This is a genomic window from Brachybacterium sp. AOP42-C2-15 (assembly GCF_052377065.1).
Lineage (GTDB): Bacteria > Actinomycetota > Actinomycetes > Actinomycetales > Dermabacteraceae > Brachybacterium.
This window is the reverse complement of sequence record NZ_JBQSWK010000023.1, coordinates 19,446-42,785: the sequence shown is the minus strand read 5'-3', so window position 1 is coordinate 42,785 and position 23,340 is coordinate 19,446. Positions and strand designations below refer to the sequence as shown.

Genomic DNA, 23,340 nt, shown 5'->3' with positions numbered 1-23,340 from the left:
GGAGCCTCCGACCGAGGGATTCAGGGAGGGGTCGGAGAGGTCACCCAGCACCTCCGGCGTGTCGCCCGGCCCGCACCGGGCGCGCCGGGCGCGCACCGGGGCTCACCGCGGTGCGGAGACCTCCGCGTGGGTGCGCAGGATCCCCTCGGTGGTGCCCTGCGGAGCACGGCCGATCCCGCATTCGGTGGCCACCCCGAAGGGCTGGTTCAGCGCGGTGGACGCTGCGGCGATGCGCCGCCGCGCCCCCTCGGAGCCGTCCTCGCGGTGCACCAGCCCGAGGTACAGCTCGTCCAGCCGTGGCAGCTGCGCGAGCGGAGCGAAGTACGCCGCATCGTCCCGCTCGATGGGCACCGGCAGATGCAGCCAGGTCAGCTGCCGGGCGGCGCTGTCCACCAGGGCGTCGGCGAGCTGCACCAGCGTGGCGGCATCGCGCGGTTCGACGAAGTGCCGCTCCCCCGCATCGCCGTAGCAGAGGTGCACCCCGGCCTCGACATCCAGCGGCACCGCATCCACCAGCGCCGCGAGCCGGGTCACGATGCCCGCCAGCAGATCCCCACTCCACCAGCCCTCCATAGGGCTGCCGTAGCCGGAGGCACCCTCGAGGATCCCCAGCTCGCTGGCCACGTCCCACTGGATCGCGAGGTCCTCGTGCGGGATCGCCTCGAGGATCTCCTCGAGCTCGCGCAGCAGCGCTTCGGTGTAGATCGGCTCGATGGCGGCCCTGTCCGCACCGGTGAAGAAGGAGGAGATCACTGCGACCGGTGTCGGCAGGGAGACCTGGAAGCGGATCCCCTGCGCGATCACGCCCTGCTCGCGCAGCCGGGCGAAGATCGGATAGGAGTCCTTCGCCGCGGCGGCGTAGCCGAGCGGCGGCAGCGTGATCCCGGCGGGGTCGACGCCGTCGGCCAGCCGCAGCGGCCGCGCATCGATGCCGGCGCCGAAGGGGATCGGCTGCTCGCCGACGCGTTCGATGCCTGCGGCCTGGCCGAGGACGTCCGGCTGGAACATGATCCAGTGGAATCTCTTCCCTACCTCGCCGTCGGGGATGCGCCGGACATGGCGGCCGAGGATCTCCGCCACCGTGCGCATCGTCTTCTCGGCATCATCGAAGTTCACGCTGCCCGTGAGGAGGGCGCCCTGGGGTTCGGTCATGGGGACAGCCTACGGAGGTGGGAGCTCCGGTGCCGGATGCTCCAGCGTCTCGCACTCAGCTCTCGCGTCTCGAGTCTCGCGCTCGGCACGTGCGTCTCAGGAGCCGCTCATGCCGCTCAGCTCCTGGTGCCGTCTCCCTCGGCCTGCTGCTCCCGCCGGGTCTCCTGGAGCAGGGAGTCCAGGTAGTCGTGGACGTCCTCGAAGCTGAGCGAGCGTTCATCGCGGCGCGGCGGGATGCCGCCGACGAAGGCACCGCCGTGCCAGGCCATCGAATCATCCGGGAGCGTGGGATCGTCAACGCGCCACAGATCGATCGGGATCGCATGGGCGACGAGATCACGGGCGACCTCCTCGGCCTGGGCCGGGCTCCCTGAACGCTGCAGCACCGAGACCAACAGCGACTGCGCCGCCCAGGCCACGGCATCGTCCCGGGAGTCCTCCCCCGGGTCCACGGATTCCTGCACCAGGGCGGCATAGCTCGCGGCCAGCTCGTCGGCCCCATCCTCGAAGTGGTCCTTGGCGACCCGGAGCGCGACCCGCGGGACCAGATCCCTGGCTTCCCAGAGGACCGCCGCGCCGACCAGCGCCATGCCCACGCCGGTCGGGAAGTCCGGGTCCAGCGCCATCGGCGTGGATGGCGCCTTGCCGGCGCGACGGTCGTCATCAGCCGCGAGATAGGTGCGCACCGCCTCGGCGACTGCCTCACGGGCCCGCTCAGCATCGCGCAGCGTGACCTCGGCACCGGCCGGATCGATGCCCAGGCGGCGGGCGACCCGGAGGAACGGGAAGTCGGGACGGTCCAGCGCCGCCTCGTGGGAGGGCGTCAGCGCACGGGAGATCTGCTCATCGTTCATCCTTCGACGCTACCGCCTGCCAGACTGTGCGCGTGCCCGCCACCGCTGTGATCCGCCTGCGCCCGCTGCATGTGGCCGATGTCCCGGTCTTCTCTTCCTGGGGCCAAGACCCACGCTTCGTCGAGCACGCCGGGTGGAGCCCCGGCCTCCCCGATTCCGAGCTGCGCGCGTTCTGGACCGGTCTGGTGAACACCCCGCCACCCGAGCTGCTGCGCCTGGGCGCCGTACGGGATCAGGTGCTGATCGGCTATGTCGACCTGCACGGCGTCGGACCGTGGGAGCGCGAGCTCGGCTATGCGATCGGCCCCAGCACCTGCTGGGGGAAAGGGCTCGGCACCGCGGTCGCAGGGGCCGCTCTCCACTACGCCTTCGACGTGCTGGGCCTGGAGTCGGTGTGGGCGGAGGCACTGCCCGCGAATGCAGCATCGCTGCGGATCCTGCAGCGGATCGGGATGCGGAGCACCGGCAGCGGAGAGCAGGAGGAGTTCCTCGGGGGGACCGGGCGCTATGAGCAGTTCCGGATCACCCGCCGGGAGCATGCCCGGCTCAATGACCCCGCAAGGCCTCCAGCGCCGACTGCAGATCTGCCGGGTACTGCGAGACGAACCTGACCTCCTCGCCGGTGGCGGGGTGGATGAAGGTCAGCTCCATCGCGTGCAACCACTGGCGAATCAGGCCCACCCGCTCGGCGAGACGCGGGTCCGCGCCGTACAGCGGGTCGCCCACCAGCGGGTGATGCAGCGCGGCCATATGGACCCGGATCTGATGGGTGCGTCCCGTCTCGAGGCCTACCTTCAGCAGGGTCGCGCCCTGCAGGGCTTCGAGCGTCTCGTAGTGGGTCACCGAGTGCTTGCCGTCGCTGCGCACCGCGAACTTGTAGTCGTGCTGCGGGGAGCGCCCGATAGCGGCCTCGATGGTGCCCGCCGGCTGCTCCGGGGTGCCCTGGCAGACCGCGTGGTACACCTTGCCGACCTCGCGGGCACGGAAGGCATCCTTGAGGGTGGTGTAGGCGCGCTCGGTGCGTGCCACCACCATCAGCCCGCTGGTGCCCACGTCCAGGCGGCTCACGATGCCCTGCCGCTCCGCGTCGCCGGTGGTGCGGATGCTCACGCCCGCGGCGGCCAGATGGCCCAGCACGGTGGGGCCGGACCAGCCGGCGCTCGGGTGCGCCGCCACTCCCACGGGCTTGTCGATCACCACGATGTCGTCATCCTGGTGGATCAGGCTCATGCCGTCGGCGATCTGCGGCCGGACCTCGACCGCGGGCTTCTCGTCCGGCAGCTCGACGTACACCATCGCGCCGGGCTCGAGCCGGGTGGAGCGGGCCGGGACCTGGCCATCGACAAGGACGCCGCCGTTCGTCACGAGCTCTGCGGCGCGGGTGCGGGAGAGACCCAGCATCCGTGAGATGCCCACATCGATCCGCTCCCCGGCGAGCCCCTCGGGCACCATCAGCGTGCGGGAGGAACTCATTGCTTCTCCTGCACGGTGTCATCGTGAGTCGGCTCGGTGTCGTCATGAGCCGGCGCAGTGTCGTCGGCGGCGCCAGCGGCTGGCGCGGTGGCGTCGCCAGCTGGCGCGCCACCTGCAGCTGCGGTATCGGCAGCGGCGTCGCGACGTGCCGGATCCGCGTCGACCCCGAACAGGCCCAGGGCGACGATCAGGATCGCGCCGCCCACCACGGCCATGTCGGCGACGTTGAACACCGGCCAATTGGGCAGTTCGAGGAAGTCGACGACGGCGCCGCGGAAGGGCCCCGGATCGCGCAGCAGGCGGTCGTGGATGTTGCCCAGCGCGCCACCCATGATCAGACCGAGGGCGACGGTGTACCAGGGCGAGCGGACCGCCTTGACGGCGAAGACGATCACGCCGATCACGATCGCGATCTGCAGGCAGGTGACCACCGGGGTGATCTCCGAGCCCATCCCCCAGGCCGCCCCGCTGTTGTACAGCAGGGTCAGCTGGAGGATCTCACCGATGAACGGCTGGGGATCCAGCAGGGGCAGCGACTCCACCGCCCAGTTCTTGGTGATCTGGTCGATCACGGCGAGGACCGCGCCGATCCCGGCGATGGTGCCGAGGACTGTTCCACGGCTCAGACGGCGACGAGCGCCGGACCCCTGGGGCCCGGCGCTCGTCGGCGTGGAAGCAGGGGTGTTCACAGACCGAAGTTCGCCTGCTTGTCCTGCGTCTCGCTGCTGTCGAGATCGCTGAGCTGGTTCTCGAGGTAGTTGCGCAGACGGTTGCGGTAGTCGCGCTCGAAGTTGCGCAGGCCTTCGATGGTCTTGTCGAGCTCTGCCTTCTTGGTCTCGAGGTCGGCGAGCGTGGTGCGGGACTTCTCCTCGGCCTCGCCGACGATGCGCATGTGCTCGTCGTTGGCCTCGCTGATCAGACGATCGCGCTCGTCCTCACCGTTCTTGACGTACTCGTCGTGCAGACGGTTCGCCAGGGCGATGATGCCGGCGGCGGACTGATCGGGGCTCTCCGGCGCCGGCGCGGCCACGGGGGCGGGCTGCTCGACGGCCTCGTCCTCGACCACGGCCTGCGGTGCGGTGGCATCGATCTCGACCTCATCGTCGGCGCCGATGGGCGTGGTATCGATGATCGCGTCCGTCTCACCGGTCGCGGAGACATCGCCGACGGGTGCCGCTGCACTGGTGCCGGTCTCGAGCTCGGCGATGCGGTTGTGCGCCTCCTCGAGCTCCTTCTTCAGGCGCTCGTTCTCAGCGAGGAGTTCCTTCAGGCGAGGTTCCACGTCGTTGTCGAGGAAGTTGTCGACCTCGTCCATGTCGTAGCCCTCGGAGAACCGGACCGGCGTGAACCGCTGATTCTGTAGGTCTTCGGGCATCAGAGCCATGGGTCACCTTTTCTTAGTGCGGGAGTTCAGATGCGCGGTGGGCGCGGCGCGTTCAAGCCTAGCGGATGCTGCAGAGGTTCCTGGACCGGAGCCTCCTCACATCGCCATTCCGCCGAGCACCCGCAGCAGGATCCATCCGAGGACCAGCAGGATCATCAGGCTGAGGTCGAGCGCCACCGCGCCGATCCGCAAGGGCGGGATCAGGCGGCGCAGCCCCAGCACAGGAGGGTCGGTCAGCGTGTAGACGACCTCGAACAGGACCAGCATCAGCCCCGAAGGCCGGTACTCCCTGGCATAGGACTGGATCCACTCGAGCACGAGGCGAGTGATGAGCAGGAGGAGATACACCAGCACTGCGAGGTACAGCACTCCTGCGACGATCTGCACGGGAACGCTCAGCTCTGGTTGTAGAAGCTGCCCTCGTCGGCCGAGGTATCCCCGTCGACCTGGACGAACTCCGGGGAGAGCAGGAACACCTTCGAGGTGACGCGCTCGATGGTGCCGCGCAGGCCGAAGACCAGCCCGGCCGAGAAGTCGACCATGCGCTTGGCGTCGCCGTCCTGCATGTCCGAGAGGTTCATGATGACGGGGACGCCGTCACGGAACGACTCGCCGATCGCCTTGGCGTCGTTGTAGGACCGCGGATGGATCGTGGTGATGCGGTGCATCGACTCCTCCACTGCCGGGGCCATGGCCACCACGTTCGAATGCTGACGGATCGGGGTCACCTGGGCCTCCCGTTCTGGTGCGGCCTCGGGGCCACGCTCGGTGCGGCGGGACGGTGCGGCAACCTCGTCATGGCGGAGCCGTTCGTCCTCGTAGTACTCGTCATCGACCTCGTTGGCGAGGCCGAGTGCGACCATGGCGTTGCGCCAGGTTCCCATCGCAGATCTCCCAGTCTGTTGTTCACGCTGACCAGGGCTCCAGGGAAGCACGGGGAGTGCGCGGGAGCCCTTACCCGTTGAAACTACCGCAGGGATTTCCTCGACCCCGGGAGGTGCCCGGCGTGTCGTGAGCGTGTCTGGGCGGGCGCGTCACTCGCGGCGCAGGATCCCGGCGAAGCGCCCGGTGGTTGCCTGGCGGCGGTAGGAGTAGAAGCGTTCGTCCTCCAGGGTGCACGGATGGTCCGCGTCGATGGCGGAGGGCGGGATACCCGCCGCGGAGAGCACCTCGATCGCGCCCGCGCGCAGATCCACGGAGGGCGTGCCCCAGGAGGTGGTTGCCCAGGTGGCGGGCAGCAGCCGTGCCGACTCCTCCCGCATCGCCGCGGGCACCTCGTAGCAGGCACCGCAGATCGCGGGCCCGATGCTCGCCGTGAGATCCGCCGGGCGGGCCCCGAACTCTGCCATCGCCTCGATGGTCCGCTGCAGGACTCCGGCCAGCAGTCCCACGCGCCCGGCATGGGCTGCAGCGATCGTGCCGGAGACGGGATCGCTCAGCAGCACCGGCAGGCAGTCCGCGACCATGATCGCGAGCCCCACATCCCGGCGATCGGTGACCAGGGCGTCGGCGGTGACCACCGGCGCGGTTCCCGTCGGTGGAAGCACGTGGACGTCCGCGGAGTGGACCTGATCCACGAAGATCAGCGGCACTCCGAGCTCAGTCTCGAGCAGCTCCCGGTTGCGGGTGACGGATCGCTCCTCGTCCCCGACGTGGCGCGCGAGGTTCAACCCGGCGTGCTCACCCGTGCTGACCCCGCCCTCACGCCCCGTGAACAGGGCACGGGCCCCGCGAAGTCGCGAGGCCCGTGCAGGAAGTGCTGAGGTCACTTGAGGAAGGACGGCAGATCGAGGTCGTCATCGTCGGACGGCGGCTCCTCGATGTGCGGGGGGCGTGCCGGCTCGCGCTCGGGGGCTCGCGGTGCGGGCTGCGGCGCGACCCGCTCCTGCTGCGAGTACTGCCCGCCCTCGGTATCCGCCGCGTCGAGCACCTCGGTCTCGGGCTCGGTCGCGCTCGGTCGCGACGGGGAGAAGGCCTGCTGCGGCAGTCCCCAGGCCCCGGGCGCACCGGAACCGGCCGCTCCGGCGCTGGCCCCGTGGGCGGTGCGCTGCTCCTGGTGGGGAGCGCGCGGTGCCGCTGCGCGGGGCTGCTCGGCGCGCGGCTGCTCGGCACGGGGTGCCGGGCGATGCTGCGGGGTGACGTCCTGTCGCTGGGCCGGACCGCCGCCCTCGAAGCCGGCCGCGATGACCGTCACGCGCACCTCATCGCCCAGGGCGTCGTCGATGACGGAGCCGAAGATGATGTTGGCATCGGGGTGGGCGGCCTCCTGGACCAGGCGGGCCGCTTCCGAGACCTCGTACAGGCCGAGGTCGCTGCCGCCCTGGATGGAGAGCAGCACGCCATAGGCGCCGTCGATCGAGGCTTCGAGCAGGGGGCTGGACACCGCGAGCTCGGCGGCCTGCAGGGCGCGGTCCTCGCCGCGGGCCGAGCCGATGCCCATCAGGGCGCTGCCGGCGCCCTGCATGACGGACTTGACGTCGGCGAAGTCCAGGTTGATCAGACCCGGGGTGGTGATGAGGTCGGTGATGCCTTGGACACCGGAGAGGAGGACCTGGTCCGCGCTCTTGAAGGCGTCGAGCATGGAGACCTGCTTGTCCGCGATGGAGAGCAGGCGGTCATTCGGGATCACGATGAGGGTGTCGACCTCGGCCTGGAGTGCGGCGATGCCGGACTCCGCCTGAGTGGAGCGGCGACGGCCCTCGAAGGTGAAGGGGCGGGTGACCACACCGATGGTGAGGGCGCCGAGGCTGCGGGCGATCTTGGCCACGACGGGGGCGCCGCCGGTGCCGGTGCCGCCGCCCTCTCCGGCGGTCACGAAGACCATGTCCGCGCCGCGGATGACCTCTTCGATCTCCTCGGCGTGGTCCTCGGCGGCGCGCTTGCCGACCTCGGGATCGGCGCCGGCGCCGAGTCCGCGGGTGATCTCCTTGCCGACGTCGAGCTTGACGTCCGCGTCGGACATCAGGAGTGCCTGGGCGTCGGTGTTGATCGCGATGAATTCGACGCCCTTGAGGCCGGACTCGATCATGCGGTTGACGGCGTTGACACCTCCGCCGCCGACGCCGACGACCTTGATGACTGCGAGTGAGATCTGGGTTCCGGCCACGTGTTGGTCCTTGCTCTTGTCGTTCATCCGAGGAGGGGGCCTGCGTCGCACCTGGTCGTGGACTTCCGAAACCCTATACCTCGAGTTGAGGTTCGGACTTCGGGGCGCTTCTCCTTTCCCTTGACGCTATGGACGCAATCACCTGCACGCAAACACCACGTGCGCGTGTCGGCGTCCGAGGGCGGGCGAGATCATCGCCACGACCCCAAATTACGTCAGAGGGTGACCGGAGCCACCGGGGAAGAGACATCGATGATGGTGCCGGGCTGTCCGAGCAGCGCCTGGACCACCTCGGCCTTGAGCTCCGCGTCGCGGGCATCTCCCCAGACGACCGTCTTGGTGCCGCCGTCCTCGAGGGCGAGCAGCACCGTCACGTCGCTCAGGCTGGAGGCGGTGACCTCCTGGACCGCTCCGCGCAGCGGTTCGGGCATCCCTGCCATGACATCGGTCATCGCTGCGGCCGCACCCTCGGGATCCGCGGACCCTCCGGAGACGACGAGTGGAACCAGCGCGGTCCCCTCGCCCGCGGCGGGCGGCAGCTCCTGCCCTCCGGCGTCGACCACGGCGGTGGTGCCGTCGGCCTTCGTGAGCAGTCCGATCGGGACGGCTTCGGTGATGCTGACCCGCACGCCGTCCGGCCAGACCCGTTCGACCTCGACCGAGTCGACACCGGGGATCTCGGAGACGTCCTCGGCGATCGCTCCGGTGGCCAGCAGCAGCATGCTGCCGTCGGCGCGCGCGGAGGCCGCGGCCTGGACATCCTGCTCCTGTACGTAGCCGGTCCCCTCGACCGCGATCTTCTGCACCTGCAGCGCGGGCAGGAAGATCGCGGTGACGCCCGCGGCGACCAGCACCAGCACCGTGATCAGGACGCCGGCGATGATCGCGCGGCGGCGACGCCTCCAGGGCCTTCCCGCCACCAGCTCGCGGAATCGTTCGGAGGCCTGCACCACCCGGCCGCCGCCCTCTGCCCCCGCAGCCGGCGACCCCGCGGCGGGCGCGGAGTGCTCCGGAGGGCGGACCTCCGAGGTCTGGGGGCGGCCGACGGTGCGCCCGCGAGGAGCCGGAGCTGATGCCGGTGACTGTGCCGGCGAGGGGGCAGAGAGAGCAGACCGCGCCGAGGGCGCCGAGGGCGACGGACGCCCCGAGCGTGCCGAGGACGACTGGCGAGCAGCGGACGCGGGGCGTGCAGAGCGGACAGACGGCGCAGACGGGGCCGACGGGGCAGAAGGGCCCGTCGGAGCGGACGACGCTGGGGTCGCGGGCGGCGGGGTGGGCTTCTTCGGTCTCGGGGTCGGCGCGGGGGCGGCGCGCCGGGCGCCCTGCCGTGGCTTCGGGGCGGTGGGGCGGCGCGCCATCAGCTGCCGTCCTCGAGCTTGCGCAGAGCGGCCATCAGCGGGGGCGTCATCTCCACGATGTCGCCGGCACCGAGCATCAGGAGCAGGTCCCCCGGCTGGGCCTCGGCGACCGCCTGTTCGATGAGCTCCGTCCCCGCGGCGACCGGCGTCACGGACGCGGCGGCGAGGTCGGTGAGGGTCCGTGCGTCGACCGTGGGGTCCGGGTCCTCGCGGGCCGCGTAGACGGGCAGCACCCAGGCGTGATCGGCGGCAGACAGTGCGGCGGCGAAGTCGATCGCGAAGTCGCGGGTGCGGGAGAACAAGTGGGGCTGGAACACGACGAGCACGCGGCCCGGGGCCGTCTGCGAGGCGACGATGCCGCGGGCGGCGGCGATGGTCGCGGCGACCTCCCGGGGATGGTGGGCGTAGTCGTCCACCACGGTCACTCCCCCGACGGTCCCGGCCACGTCGAAGCGGCGTGAGGCGCCGGTGAAGGTCGCGAGGCCTGCGGCGAGGGCGGCCGCGGAGGAGTCCGGGGCGGCCGCTGCGGTGGCGGCGAGGGCGCCCAGAGCATTGAGCACGTTGTGGTGGCCGGTCACCGACAGCTGGATGGTCAGCGGGCCATGGGGGGTGTCGATCTCGACCTCGGCACCGAGGGGGCCGCTGCGCTCCTCCCTCAGCGACCACTGGGCGTCCGTCTCCGTGCCGTAGTGCACCACGGTGATGCCGCGGGCCCGGGCACGCGCGCCGAGCGCTCGGGCGCCCGGGTCGTCGGCGCACACCACGAGCGTGCCGCCAGGGGCGAGCTGCGCGGTGAGGGCGTCGAAGGCCGCGGTCAGAGTGGCGGCGTCGCCGTGGAAGTCGAGATGGTCGGGCTCGAGGTTCGTGACCACCAGGGAACGCGGGGTGAAGGCGAGGAAGGAGCCGTCGGACTCATCTGCCTCGACGACGGCGAGGCCGGTGCGCGGGGACGACGTGGTCGGGGACGCGCCGAGTCCTGCGTTGCGTCCCAGATCGGGGACCGCGGCTCCGAGCGCCCAGGCCGGGTCGATTCCCGCACCGCGCAGGGCGGACACGGCCATCCCGGTGGTGGTCGTCTTGCCGTGGGTGCCGGCGACGGCGACCAGGTCATGCCCGCGGAGCAGTCCGGCCAGTGCGGCGGCGCGGTGGATGACGGGGATCCCGCGATCGCGGGCGGCCAGCACCTCGGGGTTGTCGGCTCGCACGGCGGTGGAGACGATCACCAGGTCGAGGTCCGCAGCGAGCAGGGAGGCGTCGAAGCCGATGCCGATGCGGGCCCCGGCCTCCCGCAGCGGAGCGATGAACTGGCCGTCCTGGGAGTCGGAGCCGCTGACCTCGAGCCCGGACTCGAGGGCAAGACGGGCGACGGCGCTCATGCCTGCCCCGCCGATGCGCACCACATGCACCGAGCGCACCTCGAGATCGGTGGGCCAGTCCGGCCGGGTGATGACGTCCCCGGCACGCAGGATCGTGCGGGGCGTCGCCTGCGGGGAGGAAGCGTTCTCGAGGCCAGAAGTCATGAGGTCACCGTAATCCGCTCGCCGGGTGTCCCGGGTCAGGCTCGGCGTGCGACCCCGGTCACCACGTCGGCCATCACCTCGGCGGCATCGGTGATGCCGAAGGCGCGGGAGGCCGCCGCCATCGCGGACAGCCGGTCGCGGTCGCGCAGCAGCGGCAGCACCTGGTGGCGGAGGTGGGCCGCATCGAGCTCCCCATCGGCGACCATCAGGGCGCCGCCTGCGGCGACCACCTGCTCGCCGTTCAGCGCCTGCTCACCGTTGCCGATGGGCAGCGGCACCAGCACTGCGGGCAGGCCGACGGCGGTGAGCTCGCAGACCGTCCCGGCACCGGAGCGGGTCAGTGCGAGATCCGCGGCGGCGTAGGCATCCTCCATCGCGCTGACGTACTCGACCACCTCGTAGCCCTCGAGCTCGGGCAGCCCTTCGGCCTTGCCGCGACCGGTGACGTGCAGGATCTGCGCGCCGTCCTCGATGAAAGCGGCAGCAGCGTCGGCCACCGCCGTGTTCAGGCGCAGGGCCCCGAGGGAGCCACCGGTGGCCAGCAGCACCGGGCGGGCGGGGTCCAGCCCGAATCCGCGCACGGCCTGTTCGCGGCGAGCTGCGCGGTCTAGGTGGGCGATCCCCTCTCGCATCGGCATCCCGATGCGGCGCGCACCTGGCAGGCTCGAGCCCTCGAAGGCGGTGAGCACGGCGGCGGCGCGGCGGGCACCGAGCCGGTTGGCCAGGCCCGGCCGACGGTTCGCCTCGTGGACCACCAGGGGGCGTCGCAGCGAGGCCGCGGCGAGGTAGGCGGGCGGGCAGACGTAGCCGCCGAACCCAGCCACCACGTCGATCTCCCGCTCCCGCAGCAGGGTGCGGACGCGGCCCAGGGTCGCGCCGAAGCGGCCAGGGAATCGCAGCGCGTCCCCGTTCGGACGGCGCGGGAAGGGCACCTTGTCGATCGTGACCAGCTCGTAGCCGGCTGCGGGCACCAGATCGGCCTCGAGCCCCTCCCGGGTGCCGAGCACGATCACCTCCGCCTCGGGGCAGCGACGGGTGATCTGAGCGGCGGTGGCCAGCAGCGGGGAGACATGCCCGGCGCTGCCGCCCCCGGCCAGCAGAATGCGGGGCGTGGTGGTGGACATCATGACTTCCGGGAAGAGGGAGCGGAGCCGCGGCCCGAGCGCCGCGAGCGGGAGGAGGATCGCTTGACGGGCTTCGCCGCCGGCGCGCCCTTGGTCGTGGTCGCGCCCTTCGCTGTGGTCGCGCCCTTCGTCGCATTCGAGCTCTTCGTGGCCGACGTCGCGCGCTTCGTCGTCGCTGCGCTCTTCGCCTGCGCGGCGCGCTTCGTCGCCTTCTTCGCGCCCCGGGGGGTGCGGCGGGTCGCGGCGGGTGCACCGGATGCAGCGCGCTCACGCGGCGCCGGCAGCACGCTGATCGAACGGCGCACCGAGCTGAGTCGGGCTCCGATCGCCTCTGCGGCGCCGGGCTCTCGCCGGGCGAAGGAGAGCAGCACGCCCAGTGCGGTCATCGAAGCGAGCAGAGCGGAGCCACCGGCGGAGATGAATGGCAGCGGCACGCCGATCACGGGCAGCAACCCGGTGACCACCATCATGTTCACGAAGGCCTGACCGAGCAGCCAGGCGCTGATGCCGGCCACGGTGATCTGCATGAAGTGGTCATCCAGGCGGGTGATCATGCGGAACATCAGCAGGGCGAGGACCGTGAACAGCAGCAGCACGCCGAGGGTGCCGATCAGCCCGAGCTCCTCGCCGATGATCGCGAAGATGTAGTCGTCCTCGGCGGCGGGCAGGCGTCCCCACTTCTGGCGGGACTGCCCGAGGCCCACGCCCCACCATCCGCCCTCGGCGAGCCCCATCAGGCCCTGTTCCGACTGCAGGCAGGAGTCGCCCGGGCAGGTGCCGTGGAGCCAGTTGTTGATGCGCGCCATGCGGTTCCCGCTGGTGACGGTGAGCGTGATGACTCCGACCAGTCCCGCCGCTCCGGCGGCCATGAACCAGCGGCGCGGTACTCCTGCGACCCAGACGGCGCCGGCGACCAGCATGCACATCACCAGCGTGGTGCCGAGGTCATGGCCGAGCACGACGAGCCCGAGAGCGGCTGCGACGCCCGGGGCCAGCGGGACGATGAGGTGGAAGGGTCGATGCAGGAGCGGGCGCTTCATCGCCAGCAGCGCACCGATCCAGACGGCGAGGGCGAGCTTGAGGAACTCCGAGGGCTGGAGGCGCTGGGAGCCGATCTGGATCCAGTTGCGGTTGCCGTACGCCTCGACGCCGAGGCCCGGGACGTGCACCAGGCACTGCAGCAGGAGGCCGACACCGAACAGGATCCAGGCCGCCTTGCGGTAGAACCCGGGCGGCATCAGAGCCGCGGTGACCAGCGCTACCAGGCCCATCCCGGCGAAGGTGCCCTGGCGCAGCAGGCCGGCGAAGCCGGAGTCGCCGCGGGAGATGTTCCCGACCGAGCTGGAGGACAGCACCATCACCAGGCCCACGCTGATCAGCAGCGCTCCGACCACGATGAGTCCGTAGAAGTCCAGTGCCGGGGACTTCAGCCAACTGCCGATGCCGTCTCGGACGCGGCCACTGATGTTCCCCAGCGGGTGCTCCTCATCAGGGCGCACCACGCCGGCGGAGCGGCGGGCGTCCCCGCGGGGTTCCCGTCGGGTCTCCTCCATCGTCATGCGCGCTCTCCTGGCAGTCGGGCGACGGCCGCCGCGAACAGATCCCCCCGCTCCGCGTAGTCACGGAACTGGTCGATGGAGGCGGCGGCGGGAGCCAGCAGCACCACGTCCCCCGCGGAGGCGAGGGCGCGGGCGGCCTGCACCGCGTCGTCCATCATCCGGGTGCGCCCGGCGACATCGTCAGTGTCGCCCGGATCGATGCGCCGGACGGGGACCTCGGGTGCGTGTCGTGTCAGGGCGGCGGTGAACGGAGCGTCGTCGGCGCCCAGGAGCACCACGCCGACCAGGCGGTCGTGCGCTCCCGCGATCAGCGCGTCGAGATCGGCGCCCTTGGTGTCGCCGCCGGCGAGCCAGACCACCCGCTCGGCGGAGCGCAGTGACGCGGCGGCCGCGGCGGGGTTGGTCGCCTTGGTGTCGTCGACGAAGCTGATGCCGTCGATGGTGGTGAGGTGCTGGGCGCGGTGGCTGCCCATCCGATAGGCGCGCAGACCGTCCCGCACCGCGCGGGGGTCGACGCCGTGCGCGCGGGCGAGAGCCGCGGCGGCGAGGGCGTCGAGCACGAGATGGGGCCCGGCGCCCTGCGGGCCCAGGTGAGCGAGATCGGCCAGGGTGGCGAGCTCCGCGGCGGCGTGGCGTCGTTCGGCGAGGAAGGCCCGGTCCACCAGCACGCCGTCGATCACGCCCAGCTCGGAGACCCCGGGCGGCCCGAGTGTGAGGCCCACGGCGCGTGCCCCGTCGACCACGTCCGCCTCCTCGACCAGGTAGAGGGTGGTCGGATCTGCGGCGTTGTACACGCACGCGGTGCGCACGCCCTCGAAGATCCGTCCCTTGGCCGCGGCGTAGGAGTCCGCGCCGCCGTGCCAGTCGAGGTGATCGGCGCTGACGTTCAGCACCACTGCGGCCTCGCAGTCCAGGTGCTCGGTCCAGTGCAGCTGGAAGCTGGAGAGCTCGAGGGCGAGCACGTCATATCCCTCGGGGTCCAGAGCGGCCTCGATCACCGGCAGTCCTACGTTGCCGCAGGCGACGGCGCGCAGCCCGGCATGCTGCAGGATCGATTCGAGCATGGTGACGGTGGTGGTCTTGCCGTTGGTGCCGGTGATGCCGAGCCAGGCGGGGCCGTCGGCCGTCTGCATGCGACGAGCCAGCTCGATCTCGCTCCACACCGGAATCCCGGCGGCCTGCGCCGCGGCCAGCAGGGGCTGATCAGGGCGCCACCCCGGGGAGGTGACCACCAGGTCGATCTCGGTGTCCTGGGGCAGCTCGAGCGTGTGCTCCCGGCCCAGGCGGAACTTCACCCCGAGCACCTCGAGGATCTGAGCACGCTCGCGCAGCTCGGGGGTGTCGGTGCCGTCGACCACGAGCACGTGGGCGCCGCGCTGCATGGTCTGGTCCGCGATCGCGTATCCGGAGACCCCGAAGCCGGTCACCAGGATCCGCAGTCCGCTGACGTCCAGTCCCGGCCAGGACCGCTCGAGCACGGGGATGCCGGGGGCGCCGGTGGTCATGACGTGAGCCTGGGCAGGGCATCCAGGTAGAAGATGCCCAGACCGATGCCGGCGAGGATCCCGGCCACGATCCAGAAGCGCACCACGATGGTGACCTCGTTCCAGCCCTTGAGCTCGAAGTGGTGCTGCAGAGGTGCCATCCGGAACACCCGCTTCCCGGTGAGCTTGAAGCTGGTGACCTGGATGATGACCGAGAGCGAGATGATCACGAACAGCCCGCCGATGATCGCGCCGAGGACCTCGGTGCGGGAGACGATCGTCAGGCCGGCGATCGCGCCGCCGAGGGCGAGCGAGCCGGTGTCGCCCATGAAGATCTTGGCGGGCGAGGTGTTCCACCACAGGAAGCCGACGCAGGCGCCGATGATCGCCGCGCACAGCACCGCGGTGTCCAGCGGGTCCCGGGCCTCGTAGCAGTGCACCACTCCCCCGGCGTCGAGGTCGATGTTGCAGACCTGACGCCACTGCCAGAAGCTGATGATCAGGTAGGCACCGGTGAAGATGATCGTGGCGCCGCTGGCCAGACCGTCGAGCCCGTCGGTGAGGTTCACGCCGTTGGACCAGGCGGCGACCAGGAAGTTCGCCCAGATCGCGACGAGCAGGAAGCCGACCACGCTGCCCAGGAAGGCCAGGTCCAGCCAGGGGATGTCGCGCACGAAGGAGATGTGGGATGAGGCCGGGGTGGCGCCGTTCTCGTCCGGGAACAGCAGTGCCAGCACGGCGAAGGCGGTCGCGACCACGAACTGCCCGAGGAGCTTGTAACGCGGCCGCAGCCCGGTGCTGTCCTGCTGGGAGATCTTCAGGTAGTCGTCGAGGAAGCCGACCACCCCCAGGCCCACGGCGAGGAAGAGCACCAGCAGCACCGAGACGCTGGGTGGGGTCCAGAGCACCAGGTGGGTGAGGAAGTAGGCCACGAGAACCGCGAGGATGATCGCGACGCCGCCCATGGTCGGCGTCCCGCGCTTGGTGGCATGCGAGGTGGGGCCGTCGTCGCGGATGAACTGGCCATAGCCGCGCCGCTCGAGCACCTTGATGAACAGCGGGGTCCCCAGGATCGAGAGGGTTCCGGCAATAGCGCCGGAGATGATGATCGCGATCACTGGTCGTCTCCGTTCTGCGTCTGGCCACCGAGGTCGCCGCGCCGGGAGAGGCGTTCGACGAGGGGGGCGGCGATATGCCGCAGTCCTGCATCACGCGAGGACTTCAGCAGCACGGCATCGCCCGGCTGCACCGTACGTTCTAGCACAGCGATCGCCTCGTCGACGGTGTCGAGGTACTCGGACTCCCCGCCGAAGCTGCCTTCGAGGCTCGCCCCGTGGTGGATCGGGGCCGCGCCGTCGCCGATCGAGTACAGCTGCCCGATGTTCAGGCGCACGGCGAGCCGGCCGATCTCGTCGTGCAGCCGCACGGTGTCAGCGCCCAGCTCGAGCATCTCGCCGAGCACGGCGATGGTGCGGTGGCTGCGGCCGAGGTGGGCGAGGGTCTTCAGCGCCTGCCGCATGGAGTCGGGATTGGCGTTGTAGGCGTCGTCGATGATCAGGACGCCGGCCGCTTCGAGCACCTGCATCCGCTGACCGGAGGCGAGGGTGGCACCCTCGAGCGCCTCGGCGGCCGTGGCGGGGGCGACCCCGGCGGACAGTGCGGCGGTGAGCGCTGCGAGGACGTTCGCGCCCTGGTGCTCGCCGAGCAGATCCGGGTGCACCGCGTACCGGCCGGCGGCGATGGGCTCGCCGCGCAGCGTCGTGAGTCCCTCGGGGACCACCAGGTCGAAGCGCACGCGGGCGCGCTGGTCCAGGGAGAGGTCCGCACCGCGGACGTCGCCGGTGGTGAATCCCCAGCTGACGACGGGGGCGGCGGAGCGCTGGGCCATGGCGGCGACCAGTCGGTCCTCGGCGTTGAGGATCGCGCGGCCACTCGGGACGAGCGCCTCGATCAGCTCGCCCTTGGCCTGGGCGATCGCGTCGATGCTGCCGAACTCGCCGATGTGGGCGGAGCCGACGTTGAGGACCAGCGCGATGTCGGGCCGGGCTATCGCGGTGAGCTCGGCGATGTGGCCGATCCCGCGGGCACCCATCTCGAGCACCAGGTAGCGGGTCTCGGATGTCACGCGGAGCACGGTCAGGGGCAGCCCGAGCTCGTTGTTGAAGCTGCCGGCGGGTGCCACGGTGGGCCCGTGCGCGGAGAGGATCGTGCCCAGCAGGTCCTTGGTCCCGGTCTTGCCGGCGCTGCCCGTGACGGCGAGGACCACCAGCTCCGGGTTCTCCTCGCGGGCTCGTTCGAGCTGGACGCGGGCGAGTGCGGTGAGTGCGGACCGCACGTCCTGGACCTGCACCGCGGGCAGGCCGCGGTCCTCGGTGACGAGCGCGAGCGCAGCACCGGCACGCTGGGCGGCGTCGAGATAGTCGTGGCCGTCGACGTGCTCACCGTGGAAGGCGGCGAAGAGGTCACCGGGCGTCACATCCCGGGAGTCGATCTGCGCGGTGCCGGTGACCAGCTCATCACCCGTGGCGCCTCCCACGAGGGTGCCGTCTGTCAATGCGGCGAGGTCCCGTGCCGTGATCTGGAGCATGCTCAGCGTCCTTCATCCATGTGGTCGGCGTCGGCGCCTCCGCGCGTGGTCGGTGCACCTCGCAGTGCATCCCGCAGTCGGAGGCGATCATCGAACGGCTGGACGATACCGCCGATCTGCTGTCCGGTCTCGGCTCCCTTGCCGGCGACGAGGATGGTGTCGGACACGTCCGCCAGCGACGCCGCCAGGAGGATCGCCTCCCCGCGCCCATCTACCTCGTGGACCTGCGCGTTCGTGCCATCAGGGATGCCCTGGAGCACCTCGCGGCGGATCGAGGCCGGGTCCTCGGTACGCGGGTTGTCATCCGTGACGATCACCACGTCCGCGAGGCGTGCAGCGATCTCTCCCATCGCCGGTCGCTTGGTCCGATCGCGATCGCCACCGGCCCCCATCACGACCAGCAGCCGCCTGGTGCCGGGGACCGCGCGCAGCGTGTCGAGGGCCTGTTCGAGGGCGTCAGGGGTGTGGGAGTAGTCCACGACCCCGCGGACAGGGCCCTGGGTCACCGACTCCATCCGGCCGGGAACCGTCCCGGCCTCGCCGAGCGCCCGCACGACGTCAGGGCCGGTGTGCCCCAGCGCCGCCAGCAGCAGTTCAGCCGCCAGGGTGTTGGCGACGTAATGGCGTCCCGGCAGTGCGGCGTGCAGCTGCCTCGTGCCCCCGGGCCCGTCGACGACGAATGTCGAGCCGTAGCCGTCCGCGCGGATGTCCCGCGCGCGGTGGTCCGCGTCGATCTCCGGCCGGGTGGTGTAGGTCCTCACCGGAATCTCGGACTCGCGGGCGAGCCGCTGACCCCAGGCGTCGTCGACGCAGATGATCCCGCGGCGTGCATGGGCCGGGGTGAACAGGGTGCGCTTGGCCTCGTAGTAGTGCTCCATGGTGCCGTGGAAGTCGAGGTGGTCCTGCGTGAGATTGGTGAAGCAGGCGACGTCGTAGACCACCTCGTCGGCACGGTGCAGCACCAGGGCGTGGCTGGAGACCTCCATCGAGACCACCGCGACCTCATCCTCGACCATGCGGGCCAGGAGACCGTGCAGCTCCGGCGCCTCGGGGGTGGTGCGCACGGTCGCGATCTCGTGATCCGTGCGGTGGGCATCGCGATAGCTGGTGCCGCTGGTGCCGATCGCGCCGGCCGGCACCCCGAGCTCGAGCAGGGTGCGGGTGATCGCGGTGGTGATCGAGGTCTTGCCATTGGTCCCGGTCACACCGACGGTGGCGAGCTTCGAGGCGGGACGGCCCTGGACGAGGGCCGCCGCGGTGGCGGTGGCCGCGCGGGGGTCCTCGACCACCAGGGCCGGCAGTCCCGCGGCTTCGCACCGGTCCCGCCCGGCGGCATCGGTGAGCGCCATCGCAGCTCCCCGGAGGGCGGCCTGGTCGGCGAATTCGGCGCCATGCGCGTTGGCGCCGGGCAGGGCGCACCAGAGATCCCCGTCTTCCACAGCGCGCGAGTCGAGGGTGACCCCGCGCAGCGTCAGATCGTGGCCTGGCGCCAGGGTGTGGAGGGCGCGGGCAAGGTCCGCCGCGCTCGCACCGTGAGGGTGGCGCGGGCGGGCGGGTTCGGGGACGGGCTCTGCCGGCACGATCACTGCTCTCCCCACTCGTTCTCGAGCTCACGGCCGGTGACGCCGGTCGGCGCAATGCCCTGGTTCTGCAGGGCGAAGGTGGTCAGCTCCGAGAAGGCGGGTGCGGCGGCCCGACTGCCGGAGATGAAGGTGTTCAGGCCGAAGATGAACACGCCGACCACGATCTCCGGGTCATCGGCGGGGGCGAAGCCGATGAAGGAGGCGGTATAGGTGCTGTCCCCGACCTGCGCGGTACCGGTCTTGCCCGCGACTGCGTAGCCGGGCACCGCCGCGCTGGAGGTCTCGTCATCGACCGAGTTGTCCATCAGCTGCTGCATGGTGTCCGCGGTCTCGCTGGAGACCACGCGAGTGCTCTCCGGCTCGCCGAGCGGGCGTACGGAGCCATCGTCCTCGCGGATCCCAGCGATCAGCGAGGGCTGGACCCGCACCCCGTCATTGGCGAAGGTGCCCACCGCGGAGACCATCTGCAGGGCGTTGACGCTGTATCCCTGGCCGAAGGCGGTCGTATAGCGGGTGCGGCCGGTCCACTCCGCTGCCGGGTGGACGAGGCCTGCGGACTCTCCGGGCAGCTCCACGCCGGTCCGCTCCCCCAGCCCGAAGGCCCTGAGGTAGTCGTGACGGACCTCGGGGGTGAGGGTCTCGGAGATCTGCACGGTGCCGACGTTGGAGCTGTTCTTGAGCACGCCCGCGAGGGTCAGCTGCTGGTCCGGATGGTGGTGCGAATCCTTGATGCGGTGGCCGTCGAACCACTTCTCATAGGGGATGTCGTACTGCGTCTCGGGGGTGACGGTCCCCTCTTCGAGCGCGGCCGCGATCGTGAACAGCTTGCCGGTGGAGCCCGGCTCGAAGACGTTGGAGATGGAGCGGTTGCCCCGGTCCTGCTCCTCCGCGTCTCCCGGCTTGTTGGGGTCGTAGCTGGGGTACTCCGCGAGCGAGAGGACCTCGCCGGTCTTCGCGTTGTAGACCACGGCGCTGCCGCCGGTGGCTCCCCACTGCTGGACAGCTCCGGCCACGATCTGCTGCGCCTTCCACTGCAGGTCGCGGTCGATGGTGAGCACCACGTCGTTGCCGTCGACGGCCGGGGTGGTCTGCTGCTTCCCGGTGGGGATGATCTGCCCCTGGGCGCCGCGCTCGTAGGTGGTCTTGCCGTCGGTGCCCCGCAGCTCCTCATCGAAGGAGAGCTCGGTGCCGGCCAGGGCCGTGCCGTCATCGCCGACAAAGCCCAGGACGTTGCCGCCGACCGATCCGGCCGGGTAGATCCGATCAGCCACCGGGGTGGAGCCGATCCCAGGGATTCGCAGGGACATAGCCGCGTCCCGCACCTCGGGGTCGACGTTCTTCTGCAGGTATGAGAATCCGGCGTCGCCGGTGAGCGCCTCCTCGGTCTCCGAGACCGTCCATCCCAGCACCGGGGCGAGCGCTGCGGCGGCGGCGTCGACTCCGGTCACATCCGCGGTCTTCGAGGTGGCGAGGTACTCGTCCACCTGCATCTGGTTGACCCACAGGTCGTAGCGCTGCACGGAGCTGGCCAGGGCGGTCCCGTTGCGGTCGGTGATCTCGCCGCGAAGGGCGGGGATGGTGCGGGTGACGGTGCGCTGCTGCACCGCCTCCTCGGCGCGTGCGCTCGCATCGAGACCCTGTACCCAGATCAGGCGACCGGACAGGGCGAGCACCGCGACCATGATCAGGCACACCAGCAGGCGGTGCCGGGTGGAGGGCTCGCCCAGACGAGCCTGCGGGAGCCGAGCTCGCGCGGTGCCACCGGATCGGGGACGACGGGAGCCCGCTGCGGAGCGGGGGGTGTTCTTCCTGCCGTTCCTGCGCGGTGACGTCATCCTCAGGCCCCTTCGTTGCCCATGCCGTGGTAGGCGTCGGGCTCGTCGTAGATCTGAGCCGGCGGCACGGCGACCTCTGCGGGTACCGCTGCGAGCTCAGGGTTGGCCTCAGTCTGCGCCGTCGGAGACGTCTCTCCGATGATCTGGCCCGTGTCGAGGTCGATATATGCCGGATCCGACACCGGGACCATGCCGATCTCGCGCGCCTGACGCTCGAGCTCCTGGGGCGTGCCGAGGCGTTCATTGGTCTCCGCGAGCGCCTGGCTCTCCTCGTTGAGTCGCTGGGACTGGCCCTGCAGGCGGTTGATCTCGTAGCTCGCGTCCGACATCTGGATGTTGAGGTAGAGCAGCGCTGCGAGGGTCGCTGCGACGATGAGCGTGCAGAGCATCGTGAACGGCATCGAGCTGCCGGCAGCCTTCGGGGTCGCGACCACCGTGAGGCGCGGGCGCGGGGCGGAGGCCGGCTTCGCTCCGCGGACCGGGCGGATCGCGGGCGCATGAACGGCTGTGGTGCTTGCCATCTCAGTGTGCTCTCTCAGCGGGTCGGGTACGGGTCAGTGCGCGGAGGCGGACGGAGGCGGCACGGGAGTTGCTGCCGCGCTCGGTGTCATCAGCCTGGAGTGCGCCGCGCACGATCGGGACGAAGGACGGCTTGTGCTCCTCGAGCTCCACCGGCAGTCCGGGAGGGGCCGAGGATCGGGTGCGTCGCGCGAAGGCCGTTTTGACCAGACGGTCCTCGCCGGAGTGATAGGACTCCACGACGATGCGGCCGCCGACGTGGAGGCAGTCGAGCGCCGACTCGATGGCGGAGGCGAGGATCTCGAGCTCCTCGTTGACCGCGATCCGCAATGCCTGGAAGGTGCGCTTGGCGGGATGGCCGCCGCTGGCCTTCGAGGAGCCGGGGATCGCCCGGTCCAGCAGCTCGACGAGTTCGCCGCTCCGGGTCAGCGGAGCGATCTGTCGCTGCTCGACGATGCGACGGGCGATCCGCTTGGCGAAGCGCTCGTCGCCGAGGTCGTGGAGGATGCGGGAGATCTCGGCCTCGGGCAGATCGCGCAGCAGATCCGCGGCCGTCGGTCCCTCAGAGGCCGTGTCCATCCGCATGTCCAGCGGGGCATCGACCGAGTAGGAGAAGCCGCGGTCGGTGGTGTCGATCTGAAAGCTCGACAGGCCCAGATCCATCATCACGCCATGCGCGCCGGGGAGGCCCAGCTCCTCGAGCACCCCGGGGATCTCGTCATAGGTGGCGTGGACGAGCGTGGCCCGGTCCCCGACCCCCTCACGGTCCAGCCGGCGCCGTGCGAGCTCGAGAGCCTCGGGGTCGCGATCGATGCCGACGAGTCGTGCGTGGGGAGCAGCGTGGAGGACGGCGGTGGCGTGGCCGGCCATGCCGAGCGTGGCATCGACGTACACCGAGCCGGGCTCCTGGAGAGCCGGGGTGAGGAGCTCGACCGAGGTGGCCAGCAGGACGGGGACGTGCCGTTCTTCTGCCGGCAGGTCGCGCTGTGTCTCGTCCATGTCACCTCTCCCCTGGGTCCTGTACGTGCTGTTCGTGAAGAGCGGACCCCTGCGGGTCCTCCCTGTCTGTCTTTCCTGCCTGCCTGTCGACCCGCATCCTGCTCGCGGTGCCGTCCTGCCAGATTCCTCGTCGTTCCCGACCCGCCACCGGGGAAGTTGCGTCGGGGCGGGAACGACGAGAGGTCTCACAGGACGGAGAACCCTCGGGTCGAGCTCAGAACAGGCCGGGGATCACCTCTTCGGAGGTCTCCGCGAAGCCCTGCTCCTTCTGTTCGAGATAGGCGTCCCAGGCCGGGAGCGACCAGATCTCGAGGCGGTCGAGCGCGCCGATGACGGCGCATTCCCGGTCCAGATCCGCATAGGTGCGCAGATGGCCCGGGATGGTGATGCGGCCCTGCTTGTCCGGGATGACGTCCTCCGCGCCGGACAGCAGCACTCGCAGGTAGTCGCGGGTGCGCTGATCGGTGGTGGGGACCCGACGGGCCTCCTCGAGCTTCTGGCGGAACTCCATGAGCGGGTACACGGCGATGCAGTGCTCCTGTCCACGAGTCATGACCAGCCCCGAAGCGAGCTCGTCCCGGAACTTCGCCGGAAAGATCAGGCGTCCTTTCTCGTCCAGCTTGGGCGTGAAGGTGCCGAGGAACATCAGCGCCCTCCTTCACTCACCGAGCCTCACGATCCAGAACCCATCTCCTTCCAACACGCTCCACTTTACCCCACTACCCCCCACCAGATGCCACATATGCGGGAGATCTCCTCCCCTTCTCCACGAACGCCGCAGGTCACAGCCGTGGGGCGAGGTG

At 70.7% G+C, this 23,340-nt stretch carries 22 protein-coding genes; 1 reads left to right on the top strand and 21 read right to left on the bottom strand.

Annotated features, from left to right (window positions below; all coding sequences use genetic code 11):
• Positions 1-102 precede the first annotated feature (102 nt).
• A complete protein-coding gene (locus ACT3SQ_RS12970; protein WP_441443506.1) occupies positions 103-1,152 on the bottom strand; it encodes a hypothetical protein in 1,050 nt (349 codons plus the stop codon).
• A gap of 116 nt (positions 1,153-1,268) precedes the next feature.
• On the bottom strand, positions 1,269-2,006 hold the full coding sequence (locus ACT3SQ_RS12965; protein WP_441443507.1) for a hypothetical protein: 738 nt from the start codon (positions 2,004-2,006) through the stop codon (positions 1,269-1,271).
• 32 nt (positions 2,007-2,038) lie between these two features.
• Between ACT3SQ_RS12965 and ACT3SQ_RS12960 the strand changes: the two genes are divergently transcribed.
• A complete protein-coding gene (locus ACT3SQ_RS12960; protein ID WP_441443508.1) occupies positions 2,039-2,617 on the top strand; it encodes a GNAT family N-acetyltransferase in 579 nt (192 codons plus the stop codon).
• On the opposite strand, the gene ACT3SQ_RS12955 is transcribed toward ACT3SQ_RS12960, so the two are convergent.
• The 19 genes from ACT3SQ_RS12955 to mraZ form a co-directional block, all read right to left on the bottom strand.
• Positions 2,553-3,479 (bottom strand): RluA family pseudouridine synthase, encoded by a 927-nt coding sequence (locus ACT3SQ_RS12955; protein ID WP_441443509.1) that lies wholly within the window; start codon positions 3,477-3,479, stop codon positions 2,553-2,555. The two genes, ACT3SQ_RS12960 and ACT3SQ_RS12955, sit on opposite strands and share 65 nt — an antisense overlap.
• Complete coding sequence (gene lspA, locus ACT3SQ_RS12950; protein ID WP_441443510.1) at positions 3,476-4,168, bottom strand: signal peptidase II; 693 nt, start codon at positions 4,166-4,168, stop codon at positions 3,476-3,478. The genes ACT3SQ_RS12955 and lspA overlap by 4 nt, the downstream gene beginning before the upstream one ends.
• Positions 4,165-4,863 carry a DivIVA domain-containing protein gene (locus ACT3SQ_RS12945; RefSeq protein ID WP_442331813.1) on the bottom strand — a complete coding sequence of 233 codons (699 nt, stop codon included), beginning with the start codon at positions 4,861-4,863 and terminating at the stop codon, positions 4,165-4,167. Before ACT3SQ_RS12945 ends, lspA begins: the two co-directional genes overlap by 4 nt.
• A gap of 96 nt (positions 4,864-4,959) precedes the next feature.
• Positions 4,960-5,250: a YggT family protein gene (locus tag ACT3SQ_RS12940; protein WP_441443512.1), complete on the bottom strand. Its 291-nt coding sequence runs from the start codon at positions 5,248-5,250 to the stop codon at positions 4,960-4,962.
• 8 nt (positions 5,251-5,258) lie between these two features.
• A complete protein-coding gene (locus tag ACT3SQ_RS12935) occupies positions 5,259-5,747 on the bottom strand; it encodes a cell division protein SepF (RefSeq protein WP_441443513.1) in 489 nt (162 codons plus the stop codon).
• Positions 5,748-5,897: 150 nt separating this feature from the next.
• Entirely contained in the window at positions 5,898-6,632 is a 735-nt protein-coding gene (gene pgeF / locus ACT3SQ_RS12930) for a peptidoglycan editing factor PgeF (RefSeq protein WP_442331812.1), read from the bottom strand.
• Positions 6,629-7,969 carry a cell division protein FtsZ gene (gene ftsZ, locus ACT3SQ_RS12925; RefSeq protein WP_441443617.1) on the bottom strand — a complete coding sequence of 447 codons (1,341 nt, stop codon included), beginning with the start codon at positions 7,967-7,969 and terminating at the stop codon, positions 6,629-6,631. The genes pgeF and ftsZ overlap by 4 nt, the downstream gene beginning before the upstream one ends.
• Positions 7,970-8,184: 215 nt before the next feature.
• Positions 8,185-8,922, bottom strand: coding sequence for a cell division protein FtsQ/DivIB (locus ACT3SQ_RS12920; RefSeq protein ID WP_442331811.1), 738 nt, complete (start codon positions 8,920-8,922; stop codon positions 8,185-8,187).
• A 404-nt stretch (positions 8,923-9,326) separates the two neighbouring features.
• Positions 9,327-10,847, bottom strand: a complete 1,521-nt coding sequence (gene murC / locus ACT3SQ_RS12915; protein ID WP_442331810.1) for a UDP-N-acetylmuramate--L-alanine ligase — start codon at positions 10,845-10,847, stop codon at positions 9,327-9,329.
• Between the two features lie 35 nt (positions 10,848-10,882).
• Complete coding sequence (murG, locus tag ACT3SQ_RS12910; protein ID WP_441443618.1) at positions 10,883-11,971, bottom strand: undecaprenyldiphospho-muramoylpentapeptide beta-N-acetylglucosaminyltransferase; 1,089 nt, start codon at positions 11,969-11,971, stop codon at positions 10,883-10,885.
• Positions 11,971-13,530, bottom strand: a complete 1,560-nt coding sequence (gene ftsW / locus ACT3SQ_RS12905; RefSeq protein ID WP_441443517.1) for a putative lipid II flippase FtsW — start codon at positions 13,528-13,530, stop codon at positions 11,971-11,973. Before ftsW ends, murG begins: the two co-directional genes overlap by 1 nt.
• Positions 13,527-15,035 (bottom strand): UDP-N-acetylmuramoyl-L-alanine--D-glutamate ligase, encoded by a 1,509-nt coding sequence (gene murD, locus ACT3SQ_RS12900; protein ID WP_441443518.1) that lies wholly within the window; start codon positions 15,033-15,035, stop codon positions 13,527-13,529. The genes ftsW and murD overlap by 4 nt, the downstream gene beginning before the upstream one ends.
• Entirely contained in the window at positions 15,032-16,132 is a 1,101-nt protein-coding gene (gene mraY / locus ACT3SQ_RS12895; RefSeq protein WP_444601182.1) for a phospho-N-acetylmuramoyl-pentapeptide-transferase, read from the bottom strand. The genes murD and mraY overlap by 4 nt, the downstream gene beginning before the upstream one ends.
• Positions 16,129-17,601: a UDP-N-acetylmuramoyl-tripeptide--D-alanyl-D-alanine ligase gene (locus ACT3SQ_RS12890; protein WP_441443520.1), complete on the bottom strand. Its 1,473-nt coding sequence runs from the start codon at positions 17,599-17,601 to the stop codon at positions 16,129-16,131. The genes mraY and ACT3SQ_RS12890 overlap by 4 nt, the downstream gene beginning before the upstream one ends.
• A gap of 2 nt (positions 17,602-17,603) precedes the next feature.
• Positions 17,604-19,181 (bottom strand): UDP-N-acetylmuramoyl-L-alanyl-D-glutamate--2,6-diaminopimelate ligase, encoded by a 1,578-nt coding sequence (locus ACT3SQ_RS12885; protein WP_441443521.1) that lies wholly within the window; start codon positions 19,179-19,181, stop codon positions 17,604-17,606.
• A gap of 2 nt (positions 19,182-19,183) precedes the next feature.
• Entirely contained in the window at positions 19,184-21,019 is a 1,836-nt protein-coding gene (locus ACT3SQ_RS12880) for a peptidoglycan D,D-transpeptidase FtsI family protein (RefSeq protein ID WP_441443522.1), read from the bottom strand.
• Positions 21,020-21,021: 2 nt separating this feature from the next.
• Positions 21,022-21,540, bottom strand: a complete 519-nt coding sequence (locus ACT3SQ_RS12875) for a hypothetical protein (protein ID WP_441443523.1) — start codon at positions 21,538-21,540, stop codon at positions 21,022-21,024.
• Position 21,541: 1 nt separating this feature from the next.
• Positions 21,542-22,537 (bottom strand): 16S rRNA (cytosine(1402)-N(4))-methyltransferase RsmH, encoded by a 996-nt coding sequence (rsmH, locus tag ACT3SQ_RS12870; protein WP_441443524.1) that lies wholly within the window; start codon positions 22,535-22,537, stop codon positions 21,542-21,544.
• A 214-nt stretch (positions 22,538-22,751) separates the two neighbouring features.
• Positions 22,752-23,183, bottom strand: coding sequence for a division/cell wall cluster transcriptional repressor MraZ (mraZ, locus tag ACT3SQ_RS12865; protein ID WP_299299844.1), 432 nt, complete (start codon positions 23,181-23,183; stop codon positions 22,752-22,754).
• Positions 23,184-23,340 lie beyond the last annotated feature (157 nt).

Excerpts from the sequence above, each read along its gene's own strand:
- mraZ (WP_299299844.1), bottom strand. The coding sequence starts at position 23,183 with ATGTTCCTCGGCACCTTCACGCCCAAGCTGGACGAGAAAGGACGCCTG.
- ACT3SQ_RS12965 (WP_441443507.1), bottom strand. The coding sequence starts at position 2,006 with ATGAACGATGAGCAGATCTCCCGTGCGCTGACGCCCTCCCACGAGGCG.
- murC (WP_442331810.1), bottom strand. The coding sequence starts at position 10,847 with ATGACTTCTGGCCTCGAGAACGCTTCCTCCCCGCAGGCGACGCCCCGC.
- ftsW (WP_441443517.1), bottom strand. The coding sequence starts at position 13,530 with ATGACGATGGAGGAGACCCGACGGGAACCCCGCGGGGACGCCCGCCGC.
- ACT3SQ_RS12890 (WP_441443520.1), bottom strand. The coding sequence starts at position 17,601 with ATGCTCCAGATCACGGCACGGGACCTCGCCGCATTGACAGACGGCACC.
- murG (WP_441443618.1), bottom strand. The coding sequence starts at position 11,971 with ATGTCCACCACCACGCCCCGCATTCTGCTGGCCGGGGGCGGCAGCGCC.
- ACT3SQ_RS12955 (WP_441443509.1), bottom strand. The coding sequence starts at position 3,479 with ATGAGTTCCTCCCGCACGCTGATGGTGCCCGAGGGGCTCGCCGGGGAG.
- ACT3SQ_RS12880 (WP_441443522.1), bottom strand. The coding sequence starts at position 21,019 with ATGACGTCACCGCGCAGGAACGGCAGGAAGAACACCCCCCGCTCCGCA.
- ACT3SQ_RS12935 (WP_441443513.1), bottom strand. The coding sequence starts at position 5,747 with ATGGGAACCTGGCGCAACGCCATGGTCGCACTCGGCCTCGCCAACGAG.
- murD (WP_441443518.1), bottom strand. The coding sequence starts at position 15,035 with ATGACCACCGGCGCCCCCGGCATCCCCGTGCTCGAGCGGTCCTGGCCG.
- ACT3SQ_RS12970 (WP_441443506.1), bottom strand. The coding sequence starts at position 1,152 with ATGACCGAACCCCAGGGCGCCCTCCTCACGGGCAGCGTGAACTTCGAT.
- ACT3SQ_RS12945 (WP_442331813.1), bottom strand. The coding sequence starts at position 4,863 with ATGGCTCTGATGCCCGAAGACCTACAGAATCAGCGGTTCACGCCGGTC.
- rsmH (WP_441443524.1), bottom strand. The coding sequence starts at position 22,537 with ATGGACGAGACACAGCGCGACCTGCCGGCAGAAGAACGGCACGTCCCC.
- ACT3SQ_RS12875 (WP_441443523.1), bottom strand. The coding sequence starts at position 21,540 with ATGGCAAGCACCACAGCCGTTCATGCGCCCGCGATCCGCCCGGTCCGC.